The organism is Chryseobacterium ginsengisoli (assembly GCF_039542325.1).
In the GTDB taxonomy this organism is placed as follows: Bacteria; Bacteroidota; Bacteroidia; order Flavobacteriales; family Weeksellaceae; genus Chryseobacterium; species Chryseobacterium ginsengisoli.
On the sequence record NZ_BAABHX010000003.1, the window covers coordinates 41,074 to 66,342 of the forward strand.

Annotated in this window: 31 protein-coding genes; 16 read left to right on the forward strand and 15 right to left on the reverse strand. The window is 32.8% G+C overall.

Annotated features, from left to right (window positions below; translation table 11 throughout):
- The first annotated feature begins 161 nt into the window (after window positions 1-161).
- Together ABD940_RS09225 and ABD940_RS09230 are read left to right on the forward strand one after the other, a co-directional pair.
- Entirely contained in the window at window positions 162-551 is a 390-nt protein-coding gene (locus ABD940_RS09225; protein ID WP_345202745.1) for a hypothetical protein, read from the forward strand.
- 13 nt (window positions 552-564) lie between these two features.
- A complete protein-coding gene (locus tag ABD940_RS09230) occupies window positions 565-1,866 on the forward strand; it encodes a C2 family cysteine protease (RefSeq protein WP_345202747.1) in 1,302 nt (433 codons plus the stop codon).
- Between the two features lie 73 nt (window positions 1,867-1,939).
- Here ABD940_RS09230 and ABD940_RS09235 read toward each other — a convergent pair whose 3' ends face one another.
- From ABD940_RS09235 to ABD940_RS09250, 4 genes are all read right to left on the reverse strand, one after another.
- Complete coding sequence (locus tag ABD940_RS09235; protein ID WP_345202750.1) at window positions 1,940-2,800, reverse strand: sulfurtransferase; 861 nt, start codon at window positions 2,798-2,800, stop codon at window positions 1,940-1,942.
- 61 nt (window positions 2,801-2,861) lie between these two features.
- Window positions 2,862-3,263, reverse strand: a complete 402-nt coding sequence (locus ABD940_RS09240) for an OsmC family protein (RefSeq protein WP_345202752.1) — start codon at window positions 3,261-3,263, stop codon at window positions 2,862-2,864.
- Window positions 3,264-3,297: 34 nt separating this feature from the next.
- A complete protein-coding gene (locus tag ABD940_RS09245; protein WP_345202755.1) occupies window positions 3,298-4,290 on the reverse strand; it encodes a tetratricopeptide repeat protein in 993 nt (330 codons plus the stop codon).
- Between the two features lie 3 nt (window positions 4,291-4,293).
- Entirely contained in the window at window positions 4,294-5,142 is an 849-nt protein-coding gene (locus ABD940_RS09250) for a hydroxymethylglutaryl-CoA lyase (protein WP_345202758.1), read from the reverse strand.
- A gap of 651 nt (window positions 5,143-5,793) precedes the next feature.
- On the opposite strand from ABD940_RS09250, the gene ABD940_RS09255 reads away from it, so the two are divergent.
- From ABD940_RS09255 to ABD940_RS09270, 4 genes are all read left to right on the forward strand, one after another.
- Window positions 5,794-6,429 (forward strand): hypothetical protein, encoded by a 636-nt coding sequence (locus ABD940_RS09255; protein WP_345202761.1) that lies wholly within the window; start codon window positions 5,794-5,796, stop codon window positions 6,427-6,429.
- An 11-nt stretch (window positions 6,430-6,440) separates the two neighbouring features.
- Window positions 6,441-7,061: a TMEM175 family protein gene (locus tag ABD940_RS09260; protein ID WP_345202764.1), complete on the forward strand. Its 621-nt coding sequence runs from the start codon at window positions 6,441-6,443 to the stop codon at window positions 7,059-7,061.
- A gap of 259 nt (window positions 7,062-7,320) precedes the next feature.
- Window positions 7,321-8,568, forward strand: coding sequence for a peptidase T (gene pepT, locus ABD940_RS09265; RefSeq protein WP_345202767.1), 1,248 nt, complete (start codon window positions 7,321-7,323; stop codon window positions 8,566-8,568).
- 173 nt (window positions 8,569-8,741) lie between these two features.
- Window positions 8,742-9,029: a hypothetical protein gene (locus ABD940_RS09270; protein WP_345202770.1), complete on the forward strand. Its 288-nt coding sequence runs from the start codon at window positions 8,742-8,744 to the stop codon at window positions 9,027-9,029.
- A gap of 230 nt (window positions 9,030-9,259) precedes the next feature.
- Here the strand turns inward: ABD940_RS09270 and ABD940_RS09275 are convergent, their stop codons facing one another.
- From ABD940_RS09275 to ABD940_RS09285, 3 genes are all read right to left on the reverse strand, one after another.
- A complete protein-coding gene (locus tag ABD940_RS09275; protein WP_345202772.1) occupies window positions 9,260-9,748 on the reverse strand; it encodes a CPCC family cysteine-rich protein in 489 nt (162 codons plus the stop codon).
- A 112-nt stretch (window positions 9,749-9,860) separates the two neighbouring features.
- On the reverse strand, window positions 9,861-10,922 hold the full coding sequence (gene thiL / locus ABD940_RS09280) for a thiamine-phosphate kinase (RefSeq protein WP_345202776.1): 1,062 nt from the start codon (window positions 10,920-10,922) through the stop codon (window positions 9,861-9,863).
- A gap of 90 nt (window positions 10,923-11,012) precedes the next feature.
- A complete protein-coding gene (locus ABD940_RS09285) occupies window positions 11,013-11,504 on the reverse strand; it encodes an acyl-CoA thioesterase (protein ID WP_345202779.1) in 492 nt (163 codons plus the stop codon).
- A 114-nt stretch (window positions 11,505-11,618) separates the two neighbouring features.
- Here ABD940_RS09285 and ABD940_RS09290 point away from each other — a divergent pair, with 114 nt between their 5' ends.
- The 4 genes from ABD940_RS09290 to ABD940_RS09305 are packed head-to-tail and all read left to right on the forward strand — an operon-like array spanning window position 11,619 to window position 14,812.
- Window positions 11,619-12,821 carry a BaiN/RdsA family NAD(P)/FAD-dependent oxidoreductase gene (locus ABD940_RS09290; RefSeq protein ID WP_345202782.1) on the forward strand — a complete coding sequence of 401 codons (1,203 nt, stop codon included), beginning with the start codon at window positions 11,619-11,621 and terminating at the stop codon, window positions 12,819-12,821.
- A gap of 15 nt (window positions 12,822-12,836) precedes the next feature.
- On the forward strand, window positions 12,837-13,244 hold the full coding sequence (locus ABD940_RS09295) for an energy transducer TonB (protein ID WP_345202784.1): 408 nt from the start codon (window positions 12,837-12,839) through the stop codon (window positions 13,242-13,244).
- A gap of 15 nt (window positions 13,245-13,259) precedes the next feature.
- The gene (locus tag ABD940_RS09300) at window positions 13,260-13,898 is read left to right on the forward strand and encodes a DUF2306 domain-containing protein (RefSeq protein WP_345202787.1); all 639 of its coding nucleotides are present in this window, start codon (window positions 13,260-13,262) and stop codon (window positions 13,896-13,898) included.
- Complete coding sequence (locus tag ABD940_RS09305; RefSeq protein WP_345202789.1) at window positions 13,895-14,812, forward strand: YARHG domain-containing protein; 918 nt, start codon at window positions 13,895-13,897, stop codon at window positions 14,810-14,812. The genes ABD940_RS09300 and ABD940_RS09305 overlap by 4 nt, the downstream gene beginning before the upstream one ends.
- Window positions 14,813-14,929: 117 nt before the next feature.
- Here the strand turns inward: ABD940_RS09305 and ABD940_RS09310 are convergent, their stop codons facing one another.
- The 3 genes from ABD940_RS09310 to ABD940_RS09320 all read right to left on the reverse strand — a co-directional run bounded on the left by ABD940_RS09310 (window position 14,930) and on the right by ABD940_RS09320 (window position 16,543).
- Entirely contained in the window at window positions 14,930-15,322 is a 393-nt protein-coding gene (locus ABD940_RS09310; RefSeq protein WP_345204698.1) for a ribosomal maturation YjgA family protein, read from the reverse strand.
- A gap of 70 nt (window positions 15,323-15,392) precedes the next feature.
- A complete protein-coding gene (locus ABD940_RS09315) occupies window positions 15,393-16,049 on the reverse strand; it encodes a thioredoxin family protein (RefSeq protein WP_345202791.1) in 657 nt (218 codons plus the stop codon).
- 8 nt (window positions 16,050-16,057) lie between these two features.
- Window positions 16,058-16,543, reverse strand: a complete 486-nt coding sequence (locus tag ABD940_RS09320; RefSeq protein WP_345202794.1) for a TlpA family protein disulfide reductase — start codon at window positions 16,541-16,543, stop codon at window positions 16,058-16,060.
- A gap of 148 nt (window positions 16,544-16,691) precedes the next feature.
- On the opposite strand from ABD940_RS09320, the gene ABD940_RS09325 reads away from it, so the two are divergent.
- The 3 genes from ABD940_RS09325 to ABD940_RS09335 all read left to right on the forward strand — a co-directional run bounded on the left by ABD940_RS09325 (window position 16,692) and on the right by ABD940_RS09335 (window position 17,876).
- Window positions 16,692-16,838: a bacteriocin-like protein gene (locus tag ABD940_RS09325; protein WP_156062499.1), complete on the forward strand. Its 147-nt coding sequence runs from the start codon at window positions 16,692-16,694 to the stop codon at window positions 16,836-16,838.
- Between the two features lie 140 nt (window positions 16,839-16,978).
- On the forward strand, window positions 16,979-17,407 hold the full coding sequence (locus tag ABD940_RS09330) for an energy transducer TonB (protein ID WP_345202798.1): 429 nt from the start codon (window positions 16,979-16,981) through the stop codon (window positions 17,405-17,407).
- Between the two features lie 40 nt (window positions 17,408-17,447).
- The gene (locus ABD940_RS09335; protein WP_345202800.1) at window positions 17,448-17,876 is read left to right on the forward strand and encodes an energy transducer TonB; all 429 of its coding nucleotides are present in this window, start codon (window positions 17,448-17,450) and stop codon (window positions 17,874-17,876) included.
- 18 nt (window positions 17,877-17,894) lie between these two features.
- Here the strand turns inward: ABD940_RS09335 and mutS are convergent, their stop codons facing one another.
- From mutS to ABD940_RS09355, 4 genes are all read right to left on the reverse strand, one after another.
- Window positions 17,895-20,492: a DNA mismatch repair protein MutS gene (gene mutS / locus ABD940_RS09340; protein ID WP_345202803.1), complete on the reverse strand. Its 2,598-nt coding sequence runs from the start codon at window positions 20,490-20,492 to the stop codon at window positions 17,895-17,897.
- 120 nt (window positions 20,493-20,612) lie between these two features.
- The gene (locus ABD940_RS09345; protein WP_345202806.1) at window positions 20,613-21,101 is read right to left on the reverse strand and encodes a hypothetical protein; all 489 of its coding nucleotides are present in this window, start codon (window positions 21,099-21,101) and stop codon (window positions 20,613-20,615) included.
- Between the two features lie 45 nt (window positions 21,102-21,146).
- Window positions 21,147-22,031: a cupin-like domain-containing protein gene (locus ABD940_RS09350; RefSeq protein ID WP_345202809.1), complete on the reverse strand. Its 885-nt coding sequence runs from the start codon at window positions 22,029-22,031 to the stop codon at window positions 21,147-21,149.
- 107 nt (window positions 22,032-22,138) lie between these two features.
- Complete coding sequence (locus ABD940_RS09355) at window positions 22,139-22,303, reverse strand: hypothetical protein (protein ID WP_345202812.1); 165 nt, start codon at window positions 22,301-22,303, stop codon at window positions 22,139-22,141.
- Between the two features lie 109 nt (window positions 22,304-22,412).
- Here ABD940_RS09355 and ABD940_RS09360 point away from each other — a divergent pair, with 109 nt between their 5' ends.
- Window positions 22,413-23,294, forward strand: coding sequence for a bestrophin family protein (locus ABD940_RS09360; RefSeq protein WP_345202815.1), 882 nt, complete (start codon window positions 22,413-22,415; stop codon window positions 23,292-23,294).
- An 11-nt stretch (window positions 23,295-23,305) separates the two neighbouring features.
- Here ABD940_RS09360 and ABD940_RS09365 read toward each other — a convergent pair whose 3' ends face one another.
- A complete protein-coding gene (locus tag ABD940_RS09365; protein WP_345202817.1) occupies window positions 23,306-23,905 on the reverse strand; it encodes a hypothetical protein in 600 nt (199 codons plus the stop codon).
- Between the two features lie 55 nt (window positions 23,906-23,960).
- Between ABD940_RS09365 and ABD940_RS09370 the strand changes: the two genes are divergently transcribed.
- Both ABD940_RS09370 and ABD940_RS09375 read left to right on the forward strand, forming a co-directional pair.
- Window positions 23,961-24,581 carry a toxin-antitoxin system YwqK family antitoxin gene (locus ABD940_RS09370; RefSeq protein ID WP_345202819.1) on the forward strand — a complete coding sequence of 207 codons (621 nt, stop codon included), beginning with the start codon at window positions 23,961-23,963 and terminating at the stop codon, window positions 24,579-24,581.
- Window positions 24,582-24,585: 4 nt separating this feature from the next.
- Window positions 24,586-25,116, forward strand: a complete 531-nt coding sequence (locus ABD940_RS09375) for an RNA methyltransferase (protein WP_345202822.1) — start codon at window positions 24,586-24,588, stop codon at window positions 25,114-25,116.
- Window positions 25,117-25,269 lie beyond the last annotated feature (153 nt).

Sequence of the window (25,269 nt, forward strand, 5' to 3'; positions counted from 1 at the left end):
AAATACTTTGCGACAACAATTTAATACCTTACTATTAAATATAGAGCTGTTTCATTTCGAGGCAGCTTTTTTTATTCCGTTTATTCCCCATTACGAATTAGTGAAATCACTAACAGATAGATTATCAACATCCTATAATTTTGGTTTCAGAAATCAACAGTATGAAAGCAAATAAAGTCATTGTATCATTTAATAACGGAAGTGTTCCGCCGCAATATGCTTACAGATATCAGATCATTTTCTCCGAACAAGAAGGAGATGCTGAAATGAAACTCTTCAAAGGATATGATACGGATGAGAAAATGATTTTATCAGAATCAAAGAAATTCAATATTGAAATTTTTCAAAAGCTTCTTTCTTTATTAGAAAAAAAAGAGAATTCTGAAAAACCGTCAAACATGACAGGAGGAAGCCAGAAAAGCATCGATATTAATGCTAAAAAAATCATGATCGAAGCCGATGATGAAGCCGGAATTTCTCTCTTCAACCGCTTTTTATATTTATACAGTCCTGATTTCTTAAACCTTATTAATAAAAACATTAACCCTTAAAAAACCAATTATCATGGATCAAGCACCTAAAGAAATGTTTGTAGGAGTAATCAATCCTTATGCATTAACCGAAGCGATTACAGGAAGAAAATTTGACTGGAAAGACGCAAAATCTTATCAAATTCTTGAAGAAACACTGGAAACAAACTATGCCGAACTTTTCGATATTAAATTCAATTCTCCATTATATGCCGGCTTGGAACTGAACAGAGACAATACAGTAAAAGCCGTAAAAATGGAAGATATCAAAGTAAGATCAACAGACAAACTGCAATCTGTAGATCTTTCAAATATCAAAAGTCTTAATGATCTTTCAAACACAGGAATAAAGGATCTTAATACTATCGCTGTAAAAAATGCAAGACTAGACAAAGGCGATGTAAAAGTGGTCTTAAATATTCCAAAATTGAATAATACAATCAATAATAAACTCATCTCCCCTTCTATTAAAAATATCGTTTTCGGAGTTGCAACAGCTGTAGGATGGACTCCTGCAGGAACATCATGGAGCGACAGAGGAAATTTCTTTAACGATGTTACGGAATATAATGATCCGATTCAGGGTTCTGTAGCGAACTGTTATTTCATTGCAGCGATTTCAGCCATTGCATGGGCATCACCATTTTCTATTGAACATAAAGTAAGAGCAACAGGAACCGGAGAAACTGATCGTACAAACGCCATTCAGTTTTACACAAAAGGAGGCGGAAAAGATGCAGCCAGCAAACTTGTGGAAGTAACTGACAATACGATTATTAACTCTTCCAGCAATCCTGTATACTGCAGAAGTAACGATGCCGGAGAAATCTGGCCCGCAGTTTATGAAAAAGCTTTTGCTAAATGGATCAATAACACCAATGACGATAAGCCGGATATTTCAAAAACCGCTTACGGAGATCCTGTAAAAGCCGTTGCACAGCTTATGAACACGACTCCATATTATTATTACACTTCGACAAGAACTGCACTTGATCTTTTTGGGATTGTAAGAGAAAATTCTATGAGTATGAAAACAATCAATCCTATGGTTGCATGGACTTACGGATCAGGAAAAGATTACTCAGGCTCGAATATCGTTGGAAATCATGCGTATACAGTTTTAGGTTGGTCTACCTTCAATGGTAAAAACTATATCATTCTGAGAAATCCATGGGGAGTGACTGAACCGAATGGTTTAAATTCTTATCAGGGATTGATCAGTTTCTTTGACGGAAGCTTCTGGAGACCAATCAATATGATTGGAAATGATGGAGTTTTCGCACTAGAAATCAGCGCATTTAAGAATTATTTTGAAGCTTTGGGCGTTGCAAAATAATTGATTGATAAATATTACATTATAACCAATTTATATATTTCAGCTTTCACGGGTTTCTGATCTGTGGAAGCTTTTATATTTCTTTGGCAATTTCTTTTCCTTCCCTTCTACTCCATTCACTCCACGAACCGACGTATAGATTCGGAATTTTTAAACCCGCATAGTCCAAAGTCAAAATTGTGTGACAAGCTGTAACTCCGGAACCACAGTGAATTATTAAATTTTCAGATTTTCCCTGTAAAAGTTTTGAATATTTTTCTTTTAAAATTTCAGGAGAAAGGAAGTTTCCGTTTTCATCAAGATTTTCAGAAAAAGGAATATTGATTGCTCCTAGAATATGTCCTGCAACCAAATCAATGGGTTCAGATTCACCATTGTAGCGATAAGAATCTCTCACATCGATTACAGTTGAAGAATTGTTTGTTAATTCATTTTCAACAACTTCCAAGGTTAAAGCTGGAAGAAGCCAGTTTTCTTTTTTAATTAACCGAGCTTTTTCATAAGTTTCTTCCCCTGAAGAAAATTCCAACCCTTCTTTTTCAGCATTTTGAAAACCACCATCTAAAACCTGCACATTTTCGAATCCAAAAGATCTCAACATCCACCAAGTTCTTGCTGCTGCATTGGCTCCGTTTTTATCATCATAAACAATAATATGAGAATCTTCCGAAATTCCAAGTTTGGAAAGTGTTTCCGCAAATTTCCCAATTTTCGGAAGAGGATGTCTTCCACCAAAAGCTGCATCTTCACCAATTTCAGCAAGATCTTTATCTAAATCGACGAATCTCGCTCCTTTAATATGTTTGTTCAGATAATTTTGATGAACATTTTTTCCTACTCTTGCATCAAGAATGATAAGATTTTCAGTTGGAAGATTTTTTAATTCTGAAGGTGAGATTATTGGTGAAATTTTTTGACTTGGTTTAAATAACATTAATATCGTAGAAATTTTCAACAAAAATAAAACCGCAGAAAATTTCTACGGTTTATTTATTTTATTGATAAATGAAAATCATTGTCTGTACCAAATCCGGATGAAGACTTTTCGCAACCGGACAATTATGCGCCGTTTCCTCTATAAAAGCTTTTTCTTTGTCGGAATAAGAATCTGAAAATACAAAATTGCAAACAATTTCGCCGATTCTTCTTGGTTCACCTTTCATAATTTTTTGAAGATTACAATAAGCACCGTCAATATTAATCTTTTTTTCTTTGCCTAAAATCGCAATGGTTGTAAGCGCACATTCTGCAAGAGAAGTTGCGCACAAGTCCGTAGGAGAAAATTTTTCTCCTTTTCCGTGATTGTCTGTTGGCGCATCGCTTTCAATAAAAGTTCCGGATTGTAAATGTTCTGCTGAACATCTTAAATCTCCGATATATGTAATTTTTGAAGTCATTTGATTTATTTTAAATTAGTTTTTATAAGTAGAACTATTTATACTTATTATCAAGAATTTCCTTTATTTCGTTTCTCAGACTTTCCAAAGTAAAGCTATCGTTTTTGAAACCGATCGGATATGTTCTGTGACCATCTTCAGATTCTTCGCAAATTACAAATTCCGGATCCGTTTTTTCAACCTGAAGAGTCTTTTCAATTTTAAACTTACGCTCTATTTTATCTCCTTTTTCATTATTTAAATATAAGACATAAAGTGGTTGTAGCATATCTTTAGGTTTTTCAAAATACTTATAAACATTTACTACTTGGTTTTTCCAGTTAAATTGCTCAACATTAAGATTTTTAAACTTCATTTCATCTTCCGGTAGTTCTTTTTTCTCGTACAGAATTCTCATTTTTTCAAAATAGCTATTCGCTTCTGAAAATTTATTTTGAGCATTTAAAGATTTAATAAGTTTAGTGTAAAGCTCATACTGTTTTGGTAATGAATCAATTGCATCTTTATATATCTTTTCTGATTTTGCAAAATCTTTTTTCTCAACATAATAAAAGTTTCCTGCAAATAAAACTATTTTAGTATACCACTCATCTTTTTTTTCAGACTTTTGAAGTGCTTCTAGAAAGGTTTTTTCCTGATTTACAATATCTCCTTTGATAGTGTAAATACGAATTTTCTCATAATAAAACTCCGCCACTGGAGCAGATTCTAACCCTATATTAATATTTTTTAATGCCTCATCATATTTTTTCTGATACATCTGCGAAAGCCCTTTCTGAAAAAATAGAATAGGATTCTCAAAACCTTTTTTTAATGCTTTATCATAGTATTCTATTGCTTTATCATCGTTTTCTTGTCTGAAAAATGCAAAACCTAATTTGTAAAGTTCTTCTCCCGTAAAGCTTGGGCTTTCTTTTTCCAACGCAGTGATTTCTTCAAACTTTTGTTCATCAAAAAGCTTGTCAATTTTCTGAGCAAAAACACATGAAGAGAAAGTAATTAAAGGAATGATTAAAAGTTTTTTCATATTTTAGAAATGAAAAATATCTTTCGCTTTGTTATAAGAACTTTCGAAGTTCAATAAATTCAATTTATGATCAGCCTTTTCCACGCTCATGAAATTGATCACCTGCTCTGTCGGCATATTTCCTACCAAATCATCTTTTGCCATCGGACAACCTCCGATTCCTTTGATCGCACTGTCAAATCTTCGGCAACCTTGGTTGTAAGCAGCCTTTAATTTTGAATAAGAATCTTCGTAACGATTGTGAAAATGTCCTCCGAAATTAATTTCAGGATATTTTGATGGTATTTTTTCAAATAAAAGAGAGATTGTTTCCGGTGTTGCAACTCCCGTTGTATCAGAAAGTAAGATATCTTTAACTCCAATTTCTGAAAATCGTTGAGCCCAGAAATCCACATCTTCCCATTTCCACATTTCCCCGTAAGGATTCCCGAAAGCCATTGAGAAATAGATATTTAATTGCCTGTTTTCACTTTTTACAAGTTCAAGCATTTTAACAATTTCATCAAAAGCTTCCTCCTGGTTTTTATTGGTATTTCTGTGCTGAAAAGTTTCAGAGATAGAAAACGGAAAGCCGATAATATCTACAGACTGATGTTTTAATGCCTTTTCAGCACCTCTGTAATTGGCTACAATCGCAGAAACTTTTGTATCGGAGCGGGATTTATCGATGTTTTCGGCAACCTCATCAGAATCTGCCATTTGTGGGATTGCTTTTGGAGAAACGAAACTCAGGCAATCCAATACATCAAAACCAACATCCATGAGAGAGTTGATGTAATCTATTTTTTTATCAGTCGGGATAAATTCACCCCAACCCTGCATTGCATCACGCGGACATTCAGTAAGGAACATTTTTTTCTTTTAGATTTCTCAAATATAACAAAACTAATCAATTTTAATTTTGTCTTTTACAAAGCTATCATTATTTTGATTTTCAAATATTTATAATTGATTTAAAATTTCAATGAATGATATTTGATTTCAAATAAATTATTCCAGCTAAAGATTTTCACATTTTTATTAAAAAAGATTCATTTTGAATCGTGTATTAAACATAATATATAAAAACCGATCTGCAGTTAATATAATTATACTTCATGATCAGTTTTCAGAAAAATATTAATCTTTAAAATCATTTTACAAAAAAACACTACAGACAATCAACATATTAAATTGAAATCATACAATTAAAAACATCCAATTTTTTCTATTTAAACGATGTTTATACTTTTTAAAAAATAATGTAAATACCGAGCACACTAAAATTTGCAAATAAAAACATTAACCAATTGATAAACAGACCAAAGAATAAATTTACACTGATAATAAATTTCGAATTCTTATCAACAACTTATCATTAATTTTTGGATTACAGTATTGGCTTTCATCATCTTTGAAAAAATAAAAAAACACGACTATTCTTTTCAGCACTAAATCAAAGTAAGAATTTCAAAAATTCTAACCTTAAATGTTGATAGAATTAACCATTAATTCTCACTAAACATGAAAAAAAAAATATCGATTATTTTATTCGTTTTACTAAACGTTTTCAGCTACGCACAATCTCAGGTGTACATAGATGTTTTAGGCGGACATAAAGGTCTTACTTCAGAATTTTTCTTTTTAGAGCCTATTGACAAAGCTGGTAAATGGAATGTTATTTCCCGAAGCGAAATGCATCTTCCAGAATACGAAACGGAACATCCGCAATTTGTTAATTACAATATTCTATCTTATAATTTAATTAAAAATTTTGGCGTTACAGCCGGAACTTATGCTTCTTCCACTCATCCTTTCAGCGCAAGACTTGGATTGGGATACTTAAAAGAAAGTGAAAAATTCATGGTTTACGCGAATGTTTCAAGTGCTGTAACTAAAGATCCTGATGCACAGATTATGGTGATTTTGGGATATTTACCTGAGATCAGTGAAAACTGGCGACTTGTATTCCGTACAGAATTAAGAACCGCTATCAGTTACGATCATGGACATGAATTCAGCGCACAACAGCTTAAATTAGGATTACAGTGCAAAGAAAAAGTAGGCTTCGGAATCGGAGCTGAGTTTGAACAACATGGTCGTGGTGAACATTTGGAACACGAATTCAATATTGGTCCTTTCGTAAGACTTAATTTTTAACATTTACATTTATGAAACTATCATATAATAAACTTGCGGGACAAAGCGCAGGACGTATCGACGCAATCAGCGATGCTGTTTTCGGGGTTGCCATGACATTATTGGTACTGGAAATTAAAGTTCCTGAATTTGAAGGAAACATTACTGAAATGGAACTGGCTCATTCTTTTTTTGCTCTAATGCCCAAATTCCTTGTCTATTTTCTGAGTTTTATGACCGCAGGAATTTTCTGGACGGGTCAGTCTGCACAATTCAGGCACATTAAAGGCAGCGACCGTAATTTAAACTGGATCAATCTTTTATTCCTGTTGTTTGTTTCTACATTACCTTTTTCGACAGCGTTTTTAGGAGATCATATTAGTTTTAAATTTTCAATTTTCCTTTATTGGCTTAATATCTTTTTAATGGGATTGATGCTTTATATCAACTGGCATTATGCTTATAAACACAATTTCATTAATGAAGAAACAGTAAATGAAGTTTATATTCCTATCAGGCGCAGGATTATTTATGCGCAGGCTCTTTATTTTGCAGGAGCGTTACTTTGCTTTATAAATCCATATCTGAGCATTGCGTTTATTATTGCTGTACAGCTTAATTATGCTTTTGCATTCTTTGGAAATAAAAAATAGGTTTTCAGAATCAAAAAATATTTGAGAATATTTTAGTTAATCCTTAGTTAGTTTTCATGTTAAATATTGTATTCTCAGAGCACCTAAAATAAAATTAAGACCGTATTACTGAATGATGATTTTGTATTCCGTAAATTTTGTTCGAAATAGCTGTTTTTGTTCAAAAACTTTTAATTATTTTTGGTGTGTGTAAGTTGCCCTTGTCGATGTCTGATTTCATTAAAGGGCAATTTGCACTATTTTAAATTTACAATATCTGATGAGTACTATGGAATTCAACCAATTGTGGAAAGAAAAGCTACTGAACCGTTTTCTTAATTATGTAAAAATATATTCAACAAGTGATGCAGAAAGCGAAACAACGCCGTCTACAGAAAGACAGTGGGATATCGCAAAATACATCGTTGAAGAATTAAGAACCATTGGTTTGGAAGATGTTTCAATTGATGACAACGGTTATATTATGGGTTACGTCCCTTCAAACCTTGAAAATAACGATAAACCAACAATTGGATTTATTTCGCATTACGACACTTCCCCTGATTTCAGTGGCGAAAATGTAAAACCTCAGGTTTGGGAAAATTATGATGGAAATGACTTGGTTTTAAATCAAACTACAGGATTCACTCTATCTCCTTCAAAATTCGAAAGTTTAAAAAAATATATCGGTCAGACCTTAATTACAACTGACGGAAATACACTTCTTGGAGCAGATGATAAAGCAGGTTGTGCTGAAATCGTTACTGCTGCAGAATATCTGATCGCTCATCCTGAAATCAAGCACGGAAGAATTGCAGTTGGGTTCACACCTGATGAAGAAATCGGAAGAGGTGCCCATAAGTTTGATGTAGCTAAATTCGGAGCTGAATTTGCTTACACAATGGACGGCGGAGAAGTTGGAGAACTTGAATATGAGAACTTTAACGCAGCCGGAGCTGTTGTAAAAATTCACGGATTAAGCGTTCACCCAGGTTATGCATATGGAAAGATGATAAATGCCGTTTTACTGGCTTCTGAGTTTGCACAATCTCTTCCTGCAAATGAAACTCCTGCAACAACAAAAGGTTTTGATGGATTCTATCATTTAATGGACTTAAATGCGGATATTTCTGAGGCTAAACTTCAATACATCATTCGTGATCACGATGAGGAAAAATATGAAGCAAGAAAGAAATTCATGGAAGAAAAAGTTGCTGAATTTAATCAAAAACATGGAACAGGAACGGCTGAAGTTGAGATTAAAGAGCAGTACAGAAATATGAAGCAACAGTTTGAAGGCAAAATGCACATCATCGATATTGCTGCAGAAGCAATGAAAGAAGCTGGAATCGAGCCTAAAATTAAAGCAATCAGAGGTGGAACGGACGGAGCACAATTATCTTACATGGGATTACCTTGTCCGAATATCTTCGCGGGAGGTATTAATTTCCATGGATCTTATGAATATGTTGCTTTGGAGAGTATGCAGAAAGCAATGGAGGTGATTTTGAATATTGCGAAAGCATAAAACTATCTTTATATAAGCTAAAAAGACTGTCTTTAGGGCAGTCTTTCTTATTTATGATAATCTAAAGTGATATTTACAAACATAAAAATCATATCATTACATATTTATTCTGATTTTTTTTTTTAAAATTAATGGTCTGATTTTTGAGAACTATAAAAACAAAAATTTAAAAAATGGAAAAGAGATTATATTCAGCTGCCGTAATTCTTTTATTTGGAATCGGCGTATCTGCACAAAAAACCGAGCCAGTAAAGCAAGAGGTGAAAAAAGATGCTAAAAAAGTAGGAACAGCCGTTAAAGACGGTGCAGAATGGACCGGCAAAACTGCTGAGAAAGGTTATGATGCCACAAAAAAGGGTGTAAAAAACGCAGCAAAATGGACTAAGAAAACCGCTAAAAAAGGAACAAATGCGGTAGATAAAACTTACCAAGACGCAAAAGCAGATATCAAGAAAGATTAATAACAAATATTAAAAAACCACTACAAAGGCAGTGGTTTTTTAATATTTTAAGTGCAATCGCTTTATAATTTCAGGTTCTTATTGCAATATTTATTCTTTTTGAATCTTGTTTTCTCTGCTTGATTTTAGGTTCCGTCTAAGCCTTCTCTGATAATTCCATAAGCTTTAAAAGTTACTGAAACATATTTTTCCATTATGAATTTTTAAAATCCACTTTTCTAAATTTAGTTTCAGGATTTTTGAGAACATCCTTTAAATCTTTTCTCACATGCTCCAAATTTCAAAAAATTAGACCTTCCTTCTCTCAATGTCATTACATTAGGATTACTTGTAGAATCCATATCAAAGATTCCGTCATCTTCCCAAAAACAAATAGGGCAAATTTCAAAACTTCCCCTTTGCTCAACAGTAAAATAACCACAGCAAAAGCACTGTAGATAGTTGACACCAATTTTGGGAATCCCATATCCATCTATTTCAACTTTAATATTTTTATTAATGTTTTGAAAAAACTCAAAAACTTCGTTTTTAAAATTTTCTTCATCAATGCCTAAATCCACATCACAATATAAACCTCCTTGCATATAATTTTCACCATATCCTCCTCCCCAAAATATTGATTTGGATTCTATAAACTTAATAAAATCATTCATTATTTCATCTGTAAAATGAAAGGCGTCATTATCACTAAATGCTTTAAACACAAAAAGATCTTTCATAATTAATAATTAGCTCAATGCAATTTAAGTTTAAACTTATAACATTTGGTATGTTTTAAACAAAAAACCACTACAAAAGCAGTGGTTCTCAATATTTAAAATTAATTAAAAGCTACTCCTGTTGATTTCCTAAAAAAGCATCCCAACCTTGCGCCGTCAAAGCGATCAATTGATTAGAACCTCTTGCCACCATAAAATTTCCTTCTTCTTTCTCAACGGCATGTCCGATAATTGTAAAATCAGGGTGATTTTTAATCTTATCAAAATCATTTGGAGAAATCGTGAATAATAATTCATAATCTTCACCTCCGCTTAAAGCTGTTACAACAGGATTTAGATTCATTTCATCCGCCGTAGAAATCGTTAAACTATCCATAGGAACCTTTTCTTCATACAATCTGAAGCCAACATTCGACTGATCGGAAAGGTGTAGAATTTCTGAAGCTAACCCATCAGAAATATCGATCATAGACGTTGGTTTGATATCCAATTGTTCCAAAATTCCTTTTACATCAGTTCTTGCTTCCGGTTTCAATTGTCTTTCTAGAATATAATCATAACCTTCCATTTCAGGCTGCATATTCGGATCGGCAAGGAAAACAGCATGTTCTCTTTCTAAAATCTGAAGTCCCATATAAGCTCCACCCAAATCACCCGTTACAACAAGAAGATCATTTGGCTTTGCAGTGCTTCTTTTAACAATATTTTCTTCATTCTCAAGTCCGATAGCTGTGATACTCATTACAAGTCCTGCATTGGAACTCGTTGTATCTCCGCCAATTAAGTCAACTTTATATCTTGTACAAGCTGCTTGAATTCCTGAATAAATTTCTTCCAAAGCTTCTACCGGAAAACGATTGGAAACTGCCAAAGAAACCAAGATCTGTGTCGGCGTCGCATTCATTGCTGCAATATCGCTAAGATTTACAACAACCGCTTTGTAGCCCAAATGTTTCAACGGAACATATCCTAAATTGAAATGAACTCCTTCCGCCAAAACATCAGTCGTAAGGACAACTTTTTTATTTTCAGGATTAATAACTGCCGCATCATCTCCTACTCCAAGTTCCGAAGATTCATTGGATAAAGGAAAATGCTCTGTCAAATGTTTAATTAATCCAAATTCTCCTAATTTCGAGATTGGTGTTAATTCCTGTGATTTATCTTCAAACATATTTTAATTTATAAGTGATGATTGATAAATGATAAATGATTTTGAAGACGTCTTATTTCTATCAACGATCATTTATCACTTATCATTTATTTAATTGAATACCGACGGATCAATATTTTCCGGACGGAAAGGTAATTTTTTAAAATCTTCTCTCGTCAAAACAACTGTATTTGCACTTTTATATTTGTTCATTGCTTCCACTACATCATCCGGCGGTGTTGTCATCTTTCTCAACATTGTATCGATCCAAACCCCGGTTGCTTCAGAAGTTGCACAATGATCTCCATCTGGAGTATAAAATTTGTGCACAAAACGATAAATAGAACAATCTTCTGCACAAGCATCAATTTCCAAACTTACAATAATAGTCTGATCTGCAAATATTTCTTTGAAAAAAGAAAATCTTTCATGCATAATTACAGGACCTATTCCCCATCGGCTCATTTGTGTTACACCCATTTTTTCCAGCTTCATGAAAGCCATTCTTGTCTGAGCACAATATTGAACATAAGATGAATTTGCTAAATGTTTGTTGGCATCAAGATCACTCCAACGAACTTCGAATTTATGGTAAAAAATCATTTGAAAATCGGTTTTAGTATAATTAAATTATATTCTTCAAAATTACTCAAATAAGATGGTTTATAAAAATTGTAGTTTTGTAAAAATAATCTTGAGCATAAGATTACAATAATTATGAAGCAAATTATCATTATCGGAGGCGGTGCAGCAGGTTTCTTTGCAGCATCGAATCTTGACGAAAAGAAATATAAAATTACCATTCTTGAGCAAAATTCAGATGTTCTTCAGAAAGTTAAAATTTCTGGGGGAGGACGTTGTAATGTAACTCATGCCTGTTTTGATCCGAGAGAACTTGTACAGTTTTATCCTCGTGGAAATAAGGAATTATTAAGTGTTTTTACCAAATTTCAGCCGGGAGATACGATGGATTGGTTTGATCAGCGAAAAGTTTCGTTGAAAATAGAAAATGACAACAGAATTTTTCCGGAAAGTAATTCTTCACAGACAATAATTAATACTTTTTTGAATGAAATTCAGAAGAAAAATGTTGAAGTAAAAACAAAATGTTCTGTCAAAGAAATTGAAAAATTAGACGAAAAATATGTCGTTAAAACAAGTTTAGGTGATTTCGAAGCCGATTTTGTGATTTATACCACCGGAAGTTCTCCAAAATCGTTGAAAATGATTGAAAATTTAGGTCATAAAATCATTGATCTGGTTCCGTCGCTTTTTACTTTCAATATTAAAGATGATTTGCTGAAAGATATTGCCGGAACAAGTTTTGAAATGGCAGAAACCTCTATTCCGAAACTGAAAACAGAAGAAAGCGGACCGATGATCATTACCCATTGGGGACTTTCAGGACCTGCGATTCTGAAAATTTCGGCTTGGGAAGCCATTAATTTGGCAAAAGTGAAATATAACTTTGAAATTTTGGTTAATTTTATTTCAAAAGATATTGATGATGCTGAAGAATTATTTCAGAATTTCAAACAATCAAACCCAAAGAAAACAATCGGACAATCAAAAATATTTGATATTACGAATCGTTTTTGGCAAAGAATTCTGGAAGTTTCAAAAGTTGATTTGAACAAACAGGTTGCCCAGATTTCAGGAAAAGAAATGCAGACTATTCTTGAAAATTTATGTAAAAAGAAATTCCAGGTTACAGGAAAATCGACTTTTAAGGATGAATTTGTAACCGCCGGAGGCGTTGATTTAAAGGAAATTAACTTTAAAAATATGACCTCTAAAATTTTGCCTAATTTTTATGTTGCCGGAGAAGTTCTGAATATTGATGCGGTGACAGGAGGTTTTAATTTTCAGGCTTGCTGGAGTGAAGCTTGGTTGATTGCGCAGGATTTGAATGGCTTATAAATAAACTATTATAACATGAAAAAACTACTCGTATTTATTATACTATTAAGTTCTATAAAAATTTTATCACAAGAAACTGTTGTTGCAAAGACAAAAACAATTCTTTCGAACGATACTATTTATGAAGAGGTAGACAAAATTCCAGAATATCCCGGAGGAATAGAAGCTTTCAGAACAAATTTTATGCAAACCAGTGATGTCGCTAAAATTAATGCTACAGGTATTATAAAATCTGAAGTTCAATTTGTTATTTCCCCAGAAGGAATCATTACAGACATCAAAATAGACGGTGATAACAAATCTATGAATAAGGAAATGGAGCGTTCCTTAAAAGCAATGTCAAAAACAAAGTGGAAACCTGGAGAAATAAACGGTCAACCCGTAAGATATAAATTCAGATTTCCTATCGCAATGAATTTATAAGAAAAGAAATACAAAATGCTTTCAGTCAAAAAAAATATTTCGAACATTCTTAAAATCCTTTTAATTATCGGGTTCGGATATTTCTTTTGGCTAATGCTGAAAATCACTTTGGAATATATTCCGTTAAGAGCTGATATTAGCTTTTTAATGATCAAACAAACAGAAGTTACAGACAGATCGGAGTATCTTTACTTTTTTTACACTCACGTTTACACAAGTATTTTTGTTTTGCTGAGTGGATTTTTAGCTATTCTCAGAAAAGATTTTAGATTAAAAAATTTCCATAAAAACGCAGGAAAGGTTTATATTTTTCTTACCCTGTTTTTTGCAGCTCCATCGGGAGTTTACATGGGAATTTTTGCCAATGGGGGAATTTTATCTAAGACTTCTTTCGTGATTTTAGGCTGTTTATGGTGGTTTTCAACTTTTAAGGCGTATCAGTTAGCACGACAGAAAAAATTCAAAGAACACAAACAATGGATGTGGCGAAGTTTTGCACTGACTTTATCTGCAATCACATTGAGAATGTGGAAAGTAATTATTGTATATTTATTTCACCCGAATCCGATGGATGTTTACCAAATCATTGCATGGTTGGGATGGATTCCGAATCTATTATTAATTGAATATTTAATTGCAAAAAAATACATATGAAAATTTTAAAATTATCGTTAATCTCTTTATTTACAATTAGTTTAGTTGCCTGTAGAAAAGACGCAAAAACAACAGATTCTTCAAAAGACAGTCTGACCACAAAAAATGATTCTGTAGTTGTTCCTGAAGTTTACAAAGAATATTACGGAATTTATATGGGAGATTTTGCCGGAAAAGGAATGGTAACATCCGAGGACGGCGAAGAATATGAAGGTGATATTTACAAGAAAATTGCCCTGAAAATCAACAGAATTACAAAAGACAGTGTTTACGGACAAAGTATTGTTGATGGAAATCAAAGACCTTTTCGCGGAGTTTTTAACGAAACTTCAAAATCATTTATCCTTGATGAACCCGGAAATGATAAAACCGATGGAAGATTTGAGGTGAAACTAAACAATGACAGCCTTACCGGAAACTGGAATGCATTCAATAAATCGGCGGTAAAAGCTCCGAATAAGACTTTAAAACTGATTAAAAAGGAGTTTGTTTACAACCCAAACTTTATGCTTAATGAAAACAACGATTTGATCGACTGGGAAAATCCTAAAGATTTCGTAGAAAAATACACCGATGAAGAAACAGGCAAAACAGAGACTTACACTACGTCTAAAAACAGAGTTGCTTCTGATGCGGTTTTCAAAATCAATGCTTCTAAACAGAAATTAACGGAAAAAGAGCTTAAAAACCTTCGAAAACTGGATATGGAAATCATTAAAAATTCAGTTTTTGCAAGACATGGCTATTCTTTCAAAAAAGCAACTTACAGACATTTCTTTGAACAGACAGATTGGTATATTCCGGTTTCCAATAATGTTGACAGTGAACTTTCTCCAATGGAAAAAGAAAATGTAGCCTTACTGAACCGTTTTATCAAATATGCGGAAGATAAATATGACCAGTTTGGAAGGTAGTTTTTAAAATAACTATTTGAGATCTTTTAGACTTCGCTAAGGATGACATCACTACAAATTAACCTCTAGTAAAAAAAGTTAGTATTAGAAATGTCATCCTGAGCTTGTCGAAGGATCTTAATTATTTTGAATATTATTTTTCTGCAGCTTCACAAAAAGAAAAAGCAATAAACATCCGACTGCATAACATAAAATATCGATCCACGAAAACGAATTTCCTATCACGATATACATCAGACTTCCCTCACGGAAGCCTAATTTTTCAGCAATATTGAAGTATTGGGCAAATTCCACCAGAAAGGAAAAAATTAAAATTCCGAGAATTAGTTTTTCATTATTTTCAATTTTGAAGAAACTTTTAATAAAAGTGTAGATCAAAATCACGACAATAACATCTCCGAGATAGGCTCTCACGAAAAAAATATGTTTTAATTTGGTCGCAATGAGAACCTCAACCAGAAAAATTGTTATGGTAAGTAGGAAATATTTTAAGCTAAATTTCAATTTCATCATTTTAAGTTTTTAAGCATAAAAAATCGGCATCCAAATGAACACCGATCTATCATTTTTTGCAAATATATTATTTCTTTACTTTCACCGTGCATCCGATCGCGACAGTTTTTGTCATTTTTATCGGTTCATTTTTAATCAAAGCATTTACCGCATCCTGAACATAATATTCTGAAACATCGTTCGGGTTTTCGTAATTATTGTCGATTGCTCCAATGTATTTTACGATATTTTTGCTTCCTTCTTTTTGCAAAAGGAAAACGTGAGGTGTTTTCGTCGCTCCGTATTGAGGGAAAATCTTCTGCCCTTCATCTACTAAATACGGAAATGTGAAGTTTTTCTGTTTTGCTCTGTCAATCATTTGTTTATAATCATCTTCAGGCTGAACATTCGGATCATTTGGGTTGATCGCAATCACAGGATAACCTTGAGATTTGTACTTTTTGTCTAATTCAATGATTCTGTCTTCGTACTTTTTCGCGTAAGGACAATGGTTGCATGTGAAAACCACAATAAATCCTTTCGCTGTTTTAAAATCACTCAAAGAAACCATTTTCCCGTCAACATTCTTTAGTTTAAAATCTGTTGCTTCATCTCCTATTTCATAGCCTTTTACAGAAGATTTGTTTTCTTTTTGAGGCAGATTTTTATCTTTATTAATTGTCGTAAAACTCAGTAAACCAAGTCCAACAATAAAAGCGGTCATTAAAATTTTAAAATTTTTCATGTTATTATTTATAGATTTTTTGTAATCGTCTGTTCCAGTTCTTCTTTGCTCATTTCGCCGTCGTTGAAATGTACTTTTTCACCATTTTTATAGAAGATCGTCACGGGAATATTTCCGTCCCAGTTTTTTTCAAAACGCGGAATCCACGTATTCATCCTTTTGATATCATCTAATAAAATAACTTCGGCTCTAATATTTTTATTTTTGATAAATTTTAAAACTCTTTCTTTATCAACCAACCTGTCCAAAGAAACCAAGATCATTTTAAATTGAGGATTGTCTTTATACTTTTCATTGATTTCCATAAAATGCGGAAGTTCTTTCACACAAGGAGCGCAAGTTGTTGCCCAGAAATTCACGACAAGAAGCTTATCATTTTCCTTCTGAATTCTTTTTTCAAGGTCTTCATATTTTACTGTTTCAATAGTTGTTTGCTGAGCTTTAAAAATAGTCAATCCTAAAAACAGAAATAATATTTTTATTAAATTCTTCATACTCAAAATTACAAAAAGCTTTTGTTCTAATATGAATATCAGATTATTAAACTTAGTTAAAAAAATATAAATTAAATATTTTATTCACATAAAAAGGATTTATTAAAATAAATATGTATTTTAGCTCAACAAATTAAAATATATTATCATGAAAAATCTAAAAAAATTAACGAAAAAAGACTTGAAAGAAATCAACGGAGGATCGGGAAATGATTGTGTTGTAGAATGTTTCTGTTTTGATCCAAATTCAGAGCCGTATATCGGAGTTTGCACGATCAAAGGAGCTTGCTGCTAAACAATTTTTCCAATAAAAATCACCTGACATCAATTTATTTGATGTCTTTTTTATATAAACTTTCTTTAAACTTATCTAATATAAATGAGCTTCGGCTTTCTTTTTGCTTTCCAAAGAAACATATCCTATTTTTGTAAAATATGAAGAAGATAATATTTTTTTTAAGCTTGTTTTTAAGCATTTCTTTATTTGCACAAACTGATTTCAGTTCGGTTTCAGAACTTCCTGATTATGCAATTTTAAAAACAAAAATGAAATTGGATGACGTCTATACCAAAGCAGATACTCCTGCAGAATTTCCCGGCGGAATGGAAACTTTTAAAAGAAAATTCGCTGAAAGTATGGATGTAATTGACGTAAAATCTAAAAAAATCAATACCCGTGTTTATTTCATCGTTGAAAAAACAGGATATGTACGATATGTAACTGCAACAGGAGACGATATAAAACATTCAAAAGCTGCAGAAGTTGCCGTCAGAAGGCTTTTTGTGAAGTGGAAACCGGCTACAATCAATGGAGAGCCCGTTCGTTATCTTTATACTTTCCCTTTGACTTTGAAAAAGTTTTAATGATTGTATGATTAAAGCTTATTTTTATTAAACGTTATTTGTGAAAATACTATTATTACTTTGTTTAGCATTGAGCGGATTGCTTTTCGGGAAAAATCTTCTTTCAGTTCCATCAATACAGAAAGAAGTTGAAAAAGTGCCAACAGCTACAATATGCTATGATTCTCCCGATCACGAAGCCTATTTTCCAAATGGTATGAAAGTTTTCACAAAAAAAATTGAAAATTATATTACACTCAAATCTTTGAAAGTCAAAAAAGACGAAAAAATTCTTACTGCGATGCTCAATTTTATCATAGAAAGAGATGGAAGTATTATAGAAATTCAGGTTTTGGGTTCAAATGTAAGCTTTAATAAGTCCGTAGAAAAAGCCACAAAGTATATCAATAGTAAATGGATTCCAGCAAAACAGAATGGTTATTTTGTAAGAAGTAAAGTTCAAATTCCTTTAAGCATGAATCTTAAATAATTTATGAACAAATTACACTTATTTTCCAATCATCTTTTTTATCGAATTCAGCTTCATTAGAGCTTCAATCGGCGTTAATGTATTAATATCAATTTTCGTCAGTTCCTCACGGATATTTTCCAAAACAGGATCATCTAACTGGAAAAAAGATAATTGCATATTTTCTTCCGTCACTCTTTTAATGGTATCAGTTGCACCAGTACCTTGTCCACGACTTGCTTCCAACGTTTTTAGAATTTCATTCGCTCTGTTGACTACTTTCGAAGGCATTCCAGCCAATTTCGCTACATGAATACCAAAACTGTGTTCACTTCCACCCGGAATTAGTTTTCGTAAAAAAATAATATTTCCCTTATTCTCCTGAATGGAAACATGGAAATTTTTCACCCTTTCGAAGTTCACCGTCATTTCATTCAGTTCGTGATAATGCGTTGCAAACAAAGTCTTTGCCTGAGTCGGATGTTGGTGAAGATATTCTGCAATCGCCCAAGCTATTGAAACCCCGTCGTAAGTGGAAGTTCCACGCCCAATTTCGTCTAATAAAATCAAACTACGCTCAGAAATATTATTCAGAATATTTGCAGCTTCATTCATTTCCACCATAAAAGTCGATTCTCCGGCAGAAATATTATCTGTTGCTCCAACTCTTGTAAAAATTTTATCTAAAACTCCGATTTCAGCATGTTTTGCAGGAACAAAACTTCCGATTTGTGCTAAAAGGCAAACAATCGCAGTCTGACGAAGAATAGCCGATTTACCCGCCATGTTCGGTCCCGTAACCATGATAATCTGTTGAGAATCTTTATCTAAAAAAATATCGTTTGGGATATATTTTTCACCTAAAGGCAATGCATTTTCTATAATCGGATGTCTCGCTTCTTTTAAATCAATCGAAAAAGTTTCGGTCAAAACAGGTTTTGTATAGCTCTCAGAAACAGCCAGTTCTGATAAACCAACAGCAACATCCAATTGCGCAATAATATTTGAGTTTTCCTGAATTTGATCAATATAAATCATTGTTTCAGCACAAACATTTCTATACAACTGATTCTCTAGTACCCCGATTTTCTCTTCGGCTCCAAGAATCTGACTTTCGTATTCTTTTAATTCCTCCGTGATGTAACGTTCTGCATTTACCAACGTCTGCTTTCTCAGCCAATCACTCGGAACTTTATCTTTATGTGTATTTCGAACTTCAATATAATATCCGAAAACATTATTAAAATCAATTTTAAGACTTGTAATTCCCGTTCTTTCGATTTCTCTTTGGCACATTTCGTCTAAGAAACCACGACCTTTCGATTGTAGCCCCCTTAATCTGTCTAATTCCTCAGAAATACCTTCTTTAATGACATTTCCTTTTGCAAGACTGACAGGAAGTTCATCATTTAAATGATTTTGAAGGCATTTAATCAGTTCATCCTGATCGTACAAAGGTTCCAACCAAGCCAGAACATCGGCATGAGGATGAAGTAATGCTTTGATTTTATGAATATTAATCAAACTCTGACGCAGATATCCCAATTCTTTTGGTGAAATTTTTTCCGCCGCCAGTTTTCCCATCAATCGATCCAGATCGGAAATTGATTTTAAAAGTTGGGAAATTTCATATTTAAGATGATCATTTTCGTTTAAGAAATCAATTAAAGAAAGTCTTCTTCCAATTTCGCTGACTGACTTTAACGGCAAAATAATTCTTCTTCTCAACAATCTTCCGCCCATCGGAGTTGAAGTTTTGTCAATTATATCGAGTAAAGATTTCCCTTGTGGATTGCTTGGATAAACAATTTCAAGATTTCTCAGCGTAAAATTATCCATCATCAGAAAATCCTCCTGCGGAATAATCTGAATTTTGGTAATGTGAGCCAATAAATTATGATGTGTATCTTCAACCAGATAAGCAAAAATTGCTCCCGCTGCAGTAATTGCCAACGGTTGATTTTCAACTCCAAAACCTTTTAATGAATTGGTTTTAAAATGATTGGTTAGTTTATCGTAAGCAAAATTATATTGATATGCCCAATCTTCAAGTTTAAAAGCATTTTTATTTTTAATCTGCTCCGGAATCTGAACACTTCTCTGATAAATAATTTCACTTGGATCAAAAGTGTTGACGATATGAAGCAATTTTTCTAAATTTCCTTCACTCACCAAAAATTCTCCCGTAGAAATATCCACCAAAGCAATCCCGAATTTCTCTTTTTCTTTATGTAGAGAAAGCAGGAAATTATTCTTTTTTGAATTTAAAACCTGATCGTTGAATGTAACTCCGGGTGTCACCAGTTCCGTAACTCCCCTTTTTACAATTCCTTTGACCATTTTTGGATCTTCCAACTGGTCACAAATCGCAACTCTCATTCCGGCTCTCACCAATTTTGGCAAATAAGAATCTACAGAATGATGTGGAAATCCAGCCAATTCAATATGACCTTCACCGTTTGCTCTTTTCGTCAGAACAATTCCTAAAATCTGAGACGTTCTTACTGCATCCTGCCCGAAAGTTTCGTAAAAATCTCCCACTCTGAAAAGCAAAAGCGCATCAGGATATTTCGCCTTGATGGTATTGTACTGCGTCATTAACGGGGTTTCTTTCTTTTCTTTCGTCGCCTTTGCCATTAAAATCTTTCTTAAGAATTAGGTCGGTAAAAGTATGAAATAAAATAGAAGCAGTAAAATGCTCGTTTATTTTCTCACAGATACATCCAAATTTTCAATAAAATTACTTTAAATAAAAAATTACAATACGATGATTTGTAAATTACTTTCTACTACTTGAGTTTTAGTTTTATATTGAGTTTCATTTACAATTTCATTAAGATTATTAATTAATTCTGTTTCATCCTCCAAAGTCATTATTATTTTGGTCGCTGATTTATTATTGGCTTCCAAATTATTAATCATAATTCGCATTATTTCTAAACCAAATTTATCTTCAACTTTCTGAAACTCTTCAAAAACAAAAAGGCAATTGTTTTCGGAAATCCAATCAATATGAAAATCTAAAATTTGATTTAAATTATATTTTCTTTTGGTTTCGTAAAATGGGGAAAAAAGTTTTTTAGACTGAATTATATGCAGGTAATCAGAAAATGACTGCATAGATGTAGGAAATCTAATACATTCAAGATTAGAATATTCAAGCATGTGAACCAAATTTTTTTGTCTTTCTATTTGCGTCTTTCCAACAATCAGAATATGTTTCTGAAAAGTAAAATTCTTATCCATTATTTTTTATAAATCTTCAGTATCCGTAAATCTTTATAAATGACATTAAATTTTCTTTTTCCTCCTCTCAAATTTCTCCAGTGCTTCCGTCGCTTTCTCATATGCCCATTTCTGCTTATAATTTACCCATTTAGCTTTAAAAATCTTTCGCATTAATTTATCTGTATATCTCATAATAAAAACGTGATACAGCATATTCGCAAAAACATTCGGTTTATTAGGAAGCGCACGAAGCGACATCGAAAATCCCGGTTCTAAATATCTGTTAAAATGCCAAAAAGCACCCGGAATAAAAAGTGCATCACCATGCTCCATGAAAATTTCAAAACCTTTGGCATATTTCAAAGCCGGAAATTTTTCATAATCAGGATTTTCGTAATCTAAATCGTAAATGGTGTGAACCGATAATGGAACTTTATATAAAAATGCAGACTGTTTTTGGTCAAACAATAAAATTCTCTTTTTTCCTTCAAAATGAATATGAAGAAAATCCCCAAGATCAACATCGTAATGCATCAAAACATGAGCTTCGCTTCCTCCGAAAAATAAAGTTGGGAGACGTTTAAAAAATTTCATTCCCAAGTCAGGATAGGTGAAATTTTTCAACAATTCCGGAAGTCGGTCGGTGATGATGTAAAAGAAAATTCGAAGATCTGAAGGTTTACTTTTAATAGTATCAATATATTCCTTCATTTTCATTTTGGTAACCGGAGCATCCGTACTTTTATTGGCATCGGCTGGTTTATTATCGTATAACGGAACTTCCTGTTCGCCGGCTTTTTCCTTAATGAAGTCAAAATTCCATTTGTCGAAAGCTTCCCATCGGCTCGCAAAATTTTTTATCAGAAGAGGCTTATGTGTTTTGAAATAATTTTTCTGAAAATCTTCCTTATTAATATCTGTTACAACATCTACTTTTTCGAGAATCATTTTGTTTTGGTATTTAAAATGCGAAATAAAAATAGTGTTTTTTTGAAATTCAGAAAAATTTCAGCATTAATATTAATCTCATCCTATAAAAAGTAAACTGTAAATTTTTAACTCAAAAGATATATTAACATTGAAATGAGTCCCCCGAAAATAATTACAACACAACCTTGCGGATTTTTAGATTTTCTTTTACCGCCCCCAAATGTACTCACATAATGTCCGCTTACCCAAGTTCCGTCTTTTTTATAGTGACCTTTTCTATAATAGCCCATTTTGATTATTTTTTTAACAAAGAAAGAATGAACACAGCAGAAAAATTTATGGTTTCCCGTAAAGTCAGGATAAAATGAAAAAATTATATTTGTAAGACCAACGAAATTTATGAGAGTTTACAACACCAAACATTTCCTGAAAATCCTTTTCAGCTTACATAAAAGTGATACATTAAAGATCTTGTTCCCAAGTATGATTCTTGTCGGACTATATTCTTGGGGAGTTGAATATCTGGAACTTGAATATTTTCATTTAACTTCAAAATCAGGAATCAGCAATGTTGGGTTATTTCACACCTTACTCGGTTTTGTTCTTTCTTTGTTATTGGTTTTCAGGACAAATACTGCTTACGACAGATGGTGGGAAGGAAGAAAATTGTGGGGGAAATTAGTTAATGATACTCGAAATTTTGCCATTAAAATCAATACAATTTTAGGCGATGACAGACAAACTGCCGAACAAATTGCAAGATATTTAAAATTCTTTCCTCACTTTTTAGCAAAACATTTATCTAAAGAATCAACAAGATTGGCACTGGATGAAGATTATTCCGAAATTGAAAAAGAATTGAAACATCACGGTCCAAGTGAAATTGTAATTCTGATGAGCCATAAATTAAATCAATTAAAAAAAGAAGGAAAAATTTCTGATATCGAAATGCTGTATTTGGATAATCAATTGTCCGGTTTTCTGGAAGTTTGCGGAGGATGTGAAAGAATTAAAAACACTCCGATTCCATATTCTTATTCTTCTTTCATTAAAAAATTCATCATTCTTTATGTTTTTGCCTTACCAATCGCTTATGTGATTAATATTGGAAATTTCATCATTCCGTTGACGGTCTTCATCTATTATGTTCTCATGAGTCTTGAATTGATTGCAGAAGAAATTGAAGATCCTTTTAATAATGACGAAAACGATATTCCGATGGAAACTATCGCTCAGAATATTGAGAAAAATGTTCATCAGATCATGGGAATAAAAAAATAAAAATCAACCTGTTACAGATTGATTTCTTTTAATTCGCCGTCTTGTTTTATTTCTACAAACTTACTTTCACGGTTTCCGGAAGAATAGCCGTAGAAAAATGTTTGATATATTGGTGTCGAATACAAATATCCTCCATAAGCGTTATAAGCATCCGATTGTCCGGTTTGTTGTTGATAACTTGCTGTTGCTGTGAAATTAACGATGGTTTCCAAATAATATTTTCCGGGTTTTAATTTCTCAAATTTAAATCTTCCGTGATCATCTGTTAAGGCTTCAATTCTGTATTTGAAGGCTTCCTCAGACATATAAACCGTGGTTTTTTTGTTTTCATACTTCTTTCTCATTTTGTAAAACTCATCAAAATAAGGCGTTACAGGAAAAAGCATGACTACAGTTCCTTTTGGAGCATAATGTTTTTCTGCAAGAAGAGGTTTTATTCCCCAATTGTTTTTTTGTTTTGTGGAAGCTACTCCTTCAATATTGGATTTTCCGTACCCGATCATGTCCTGAGCAAGTTTTTTATCAAAGAAAGCTTGTGGATAGTAGGTGTTTTGCGCTTTAGAAAAAGTAAAAGCTGATACCATTGTCATTAAAACGAGTGCATTTTTCATAGCTAATATTTTAGCCAAATATAAGTATTTTGCTATTTTTGAGGTAAAAATTTCTATGAAAAACATTTTTTGTCTATTAATATTCTCTTCTTCATTCATTTTCGCTCAAAAACCTTGCGGATTTAAAGACGGATTACAGGAAGGAACCTGCAAACAATTTTACGAAAACGGACAGGTAAAAGAAATCGCTGACTGGAAAAAAGGAAAACTGGAAGGTGACGCTGTTTTTTATTTTGATAATGGAAAAATTCAGGCAAAAGGGGAATATAAAAAAGATTATAAAGTAAAAGAATGGCAATATTTTGACAAAAACGGAGTTCTAACATCAAAAGAAGATTTCAGAAACGGTGATAAAAACATTTATGATAATAGCATGACCGCAACTTTTTATAATCCTTCAGGTGTAATTACAGAGGTTTCAAATTATAAATTTGGTAAATTGCAGGGCGAAAGTAAACTTTTCTACGAAAACGGAAAATCTGTAAAGCAGATTGGAAACTATGACAACGGAATTGCTATAGGAAAATGGAAAGCCCTTTATCCATCAGGAAAAATCCAAAGAGAAACGGAATTCGTAAATGATAAATGGAACGGAACCAGAGTGCATTACCGAGAAGACGGAAGCGTAGAGAAAACAGAAGTTTACAGAGACGGAAAATTAATCTCAACAAAATAAGACATTGGTACACAAATTAAAACTGGAAGAACTCAACAGAATTGACGTAGAAACTTTTAAATCGGTTGAAAAAATTCCTTTGATCGTGGTTTTAGATAATATAAGAAGCATGCACAATGTTGGTGCGACTTTCAGAACGGCGGATGCATTTTTGGTTCAGAAGATTATTCTTTGCGGCATTACTCCACAACCTCCGCACCGTGAAATTCATAAAGCTGCATTGGGTGCTACAGAAAGTGTTGACTGGAGCCATGAAAGAGATATTAATGTAACAATTAATGATTTAAAGGAACAAGGATTTGAAATTATTGGGATCGAACAGACTTCAAACAGTGAGATGATCTCAGATTTTACGATTGATAAATCTAAAAAATATGCTGTAATTTTAGGAAATGAAGTGGAAGGAATCAGCGATGAAGCTTTGCCTAATATCGATACTTTCTTAGAAATTCCTCAATTAGGAACAAAGCATTCTTTGAATGTAAGTGTTTGTGGAGGAATCGTAATGTGGGAGTTTGCAAAAGCCCTAAAATAAAAAAACTGCATGTGTCTAAAAGACAGTGCAGTTTGAAATAAATCTAATAAAAAGTAAAAATGAAAGGCGACAAAGGTACTTTTTTTTTCGACACAAACAAATTTTTGACCCTACTTTTTATTTTTTAAGAAAAAAAACTTCGGTTTTCAGAAA

What these genes read in the sequence shown, in the direction of transcription:
- ABD940_RS09225 (WP_345202745.1), top strand. Translation starts at nt 162, where the DNA reads ATGAAAGCAAATAAAGTCATTGTATCATTTAATAACGGAAGTGTTCCG.
- ABD940_RS09230 (WP_345202747.1), top strand. Translation starts at nt 565, where the DNA reads ATGGATCAAGCACCTAAAGAAATGTTTGTAGGAGTAATCAATCCTTAT.
- ABD940_RS09235 (WP_345202750.1), bottom strand. Translation starts at nt 2,800, where the DNA reads ATGTTATTTAAACCAAGTCAAAAAATTTCACCAATAATCTCACCTTCA.
- ABD940_RS09240 (WP_345202752.1), bottom strand. Translation starts at nt 3,263, where the DNA reads ATGACTTCAAAAATTACATATATCGGAGATTTAAGATGTTCAGCAGAA.
- ABD940_RS09245 (WP_345202755.1), bottom strand. Translation starts at nt 4,290, where the DNA reads ATGAAAAAACTTTTAATCATTCCTTTAATTACTTTCTCTTCATGTGTT.
- ABD940_RS09250 (WP_345202758.1), bottom strand. Translation starts at nt 5,142, where the DNA reads ATGTTCCTTACTGAATGTCCGCGTGATGCAATGCAGGGTTGGGGTGAA.
- ABD940_RS09255 (WP_345202761.1), top strand. Translation starts at nt 5,794, where the DNA reads ATGAAAAAAAAAATATCGATTATTTTATTCGTTTTACTAAACGTTTTC.
- ABD940_RS09260 (WP_345202764.1), top strand. Translation starts at nt 6,441, where the DNA reads ATGAAACTATCATATAATAAACTTGCGGGACAAAGCGCAGGACGTATC.
- pepT (WP_345202767.1), top strand. Translation starts at nt 7,321, where the DNA reads ATGAGTACTATGGAATTCAACCAATTGTGGAAAGAAAAGCTACTGAAC.
- ABD940_RS09270 (WP_345202770.1), top strand. Translation starts at nt 8,742, where the DNA reads ATGGAAAAGAGATTATATTCAGCTGCCGTAATTCTTTTATTTGGAATC.
- ABD940_RS09275 (WP_345202772.1), bottom strand. Translation starts at nt 9,748, where the DNA reads ATGAAAGATCTTTTTGTGTTTAAAGCATTTAGTGATAATGACGCCTTT.
- thiL (WP_345202776.1), bottom strand. Translation starts at nt 10,922, where the DNA reads ATGTTTGAAGATAAATCACAGGAATTAACACCAATCTCGAAATTAGGA.
- ABD940_RS09285 (WP_345202779.1), bottom strand. Translation starts at nt 11,504, where the DNA reads ATGATTTTTTACCATAAATTCGAAGTTCGTTGGAGTGATCTTGATGCC.
- ABD940_RS09290 (WP_345202782.1), top strand. Translation starts at nt 11,619, where the DNA reads ATGAAGCAAATTATCATTATCGGAGGCGGTGCAGCAGGTTTCTTTGCA.
- ABD940_RS09295 (WP_345202784.1), top strand. Translation starts at nt 12,837, where the DNA reads ATGAAAAAACTACTCGTATTTATTATACTATTAAGTTCTATAAAAATT.
- ABD940_RS09300 (WP_345202787.1), top strand. Translation starts at nt 13,260, where the DNA reads ATGCTTTCAGTCAAAAAAAATATTTCGAACATTCTTAAAATCCTTTTA.
- ABD940_RS09305 (WP_345202789.1), top strand. Translation starts at nt 13,895, where the DNA reads ATGAAAATTTTAAAATTATCGTTAATCTCTTTATTTACAATTAGTTTA.
- ABD940_RS09310 (WP_345204698.1), bottom strand. Translation starts at nt 15,322, where the DNA reads ATGAAATTGAAATTTAGCTTAAAATATTTCCTACTTACCATAACAATT.
- ABD940_RS09315 (WP_345202791.1), bottom strand. Translation starts at nt 16,049, where the DNA reads ATGAAAAATTTTAAAATTTTAATGACCGCTTTTATTGTTGGACTTGGT.
- ABD940_RS09320 (WP_345202794.1), bottom strand. Translation starts at nt 16,543, where the DNA reads ATGAAGAATTTAATAAAAATATTATTTCTGTTTTTAGGATTGACTATT.
- ABD940_RS09325 (WP_156062499.1), top strand. Translation starts at nt 16,692, where the DNA reads ATGAAAAATCTAAAAAAATTAACGAAAAAAGACTTGAAAGAAATCAAC.
- ABD940_RS09330 (WP_345202798.1), top strand. Translation starts at nt 16,979, where the DNA reads ATGAAGAAGATAATATTTTTTTTAAGCTTGTTTTTAAGCATTTCTTTA.
- mutS (WP_345202803.1), bottom strand. Translation starts at nt 20,492, where the DNA reads ATGGCAAAGGCGACGAAAGAAAAGAAAGAAACCCCGTTAATGACGCAG.
- ABD940_RS09345 (WP_345202806.1), bottom strand. Translation starts at nt 21,101, where the DNA reads ATGGATAAGAATTTTACTTTTCAGAAACATATTCTGATTGTTGGAAAG.
- ABD940_RS09350 (WP_345202809.1), bottom strand. Translation starts at nt 22,031, where the DNA reads ATGATTCTCGAAAAAGTAGATGTTGTAACAGATATTAATAAGGAAGAT.
- ABD940_RS09355 (WP_345202812.1), bottom strand. Translation starts at nt 22,303, where the DNA reads ATGGGCTATTATAGAAAAGGTCACTATAAAAAAGACGGAACTTGGGTA.
- ABD940_RS09360 (WP_345202815.1), top strand. Translation starts at nt 22,413, where the DNA reads ATGAGAGTTTACAACACCAAACATTTCCTGAAAATCCTTTTCAGCTTA.
- ABD940_RS09365 (WP_345202817.1), bottom strand. Translation starts at nt 23,905, where the DNA reads ATGAAAAATGCACTCGTTTTAATGACAATGGTATCAGCTTTTACTTTT.
- ABD940_RS09370 (WP_345202819.1), top strand. Translation starts at nt 23,961, where the DNA reads ATGAAAAACATTTTTTGTCTATTAATATTCTCTTCTTCATTCATTTTC.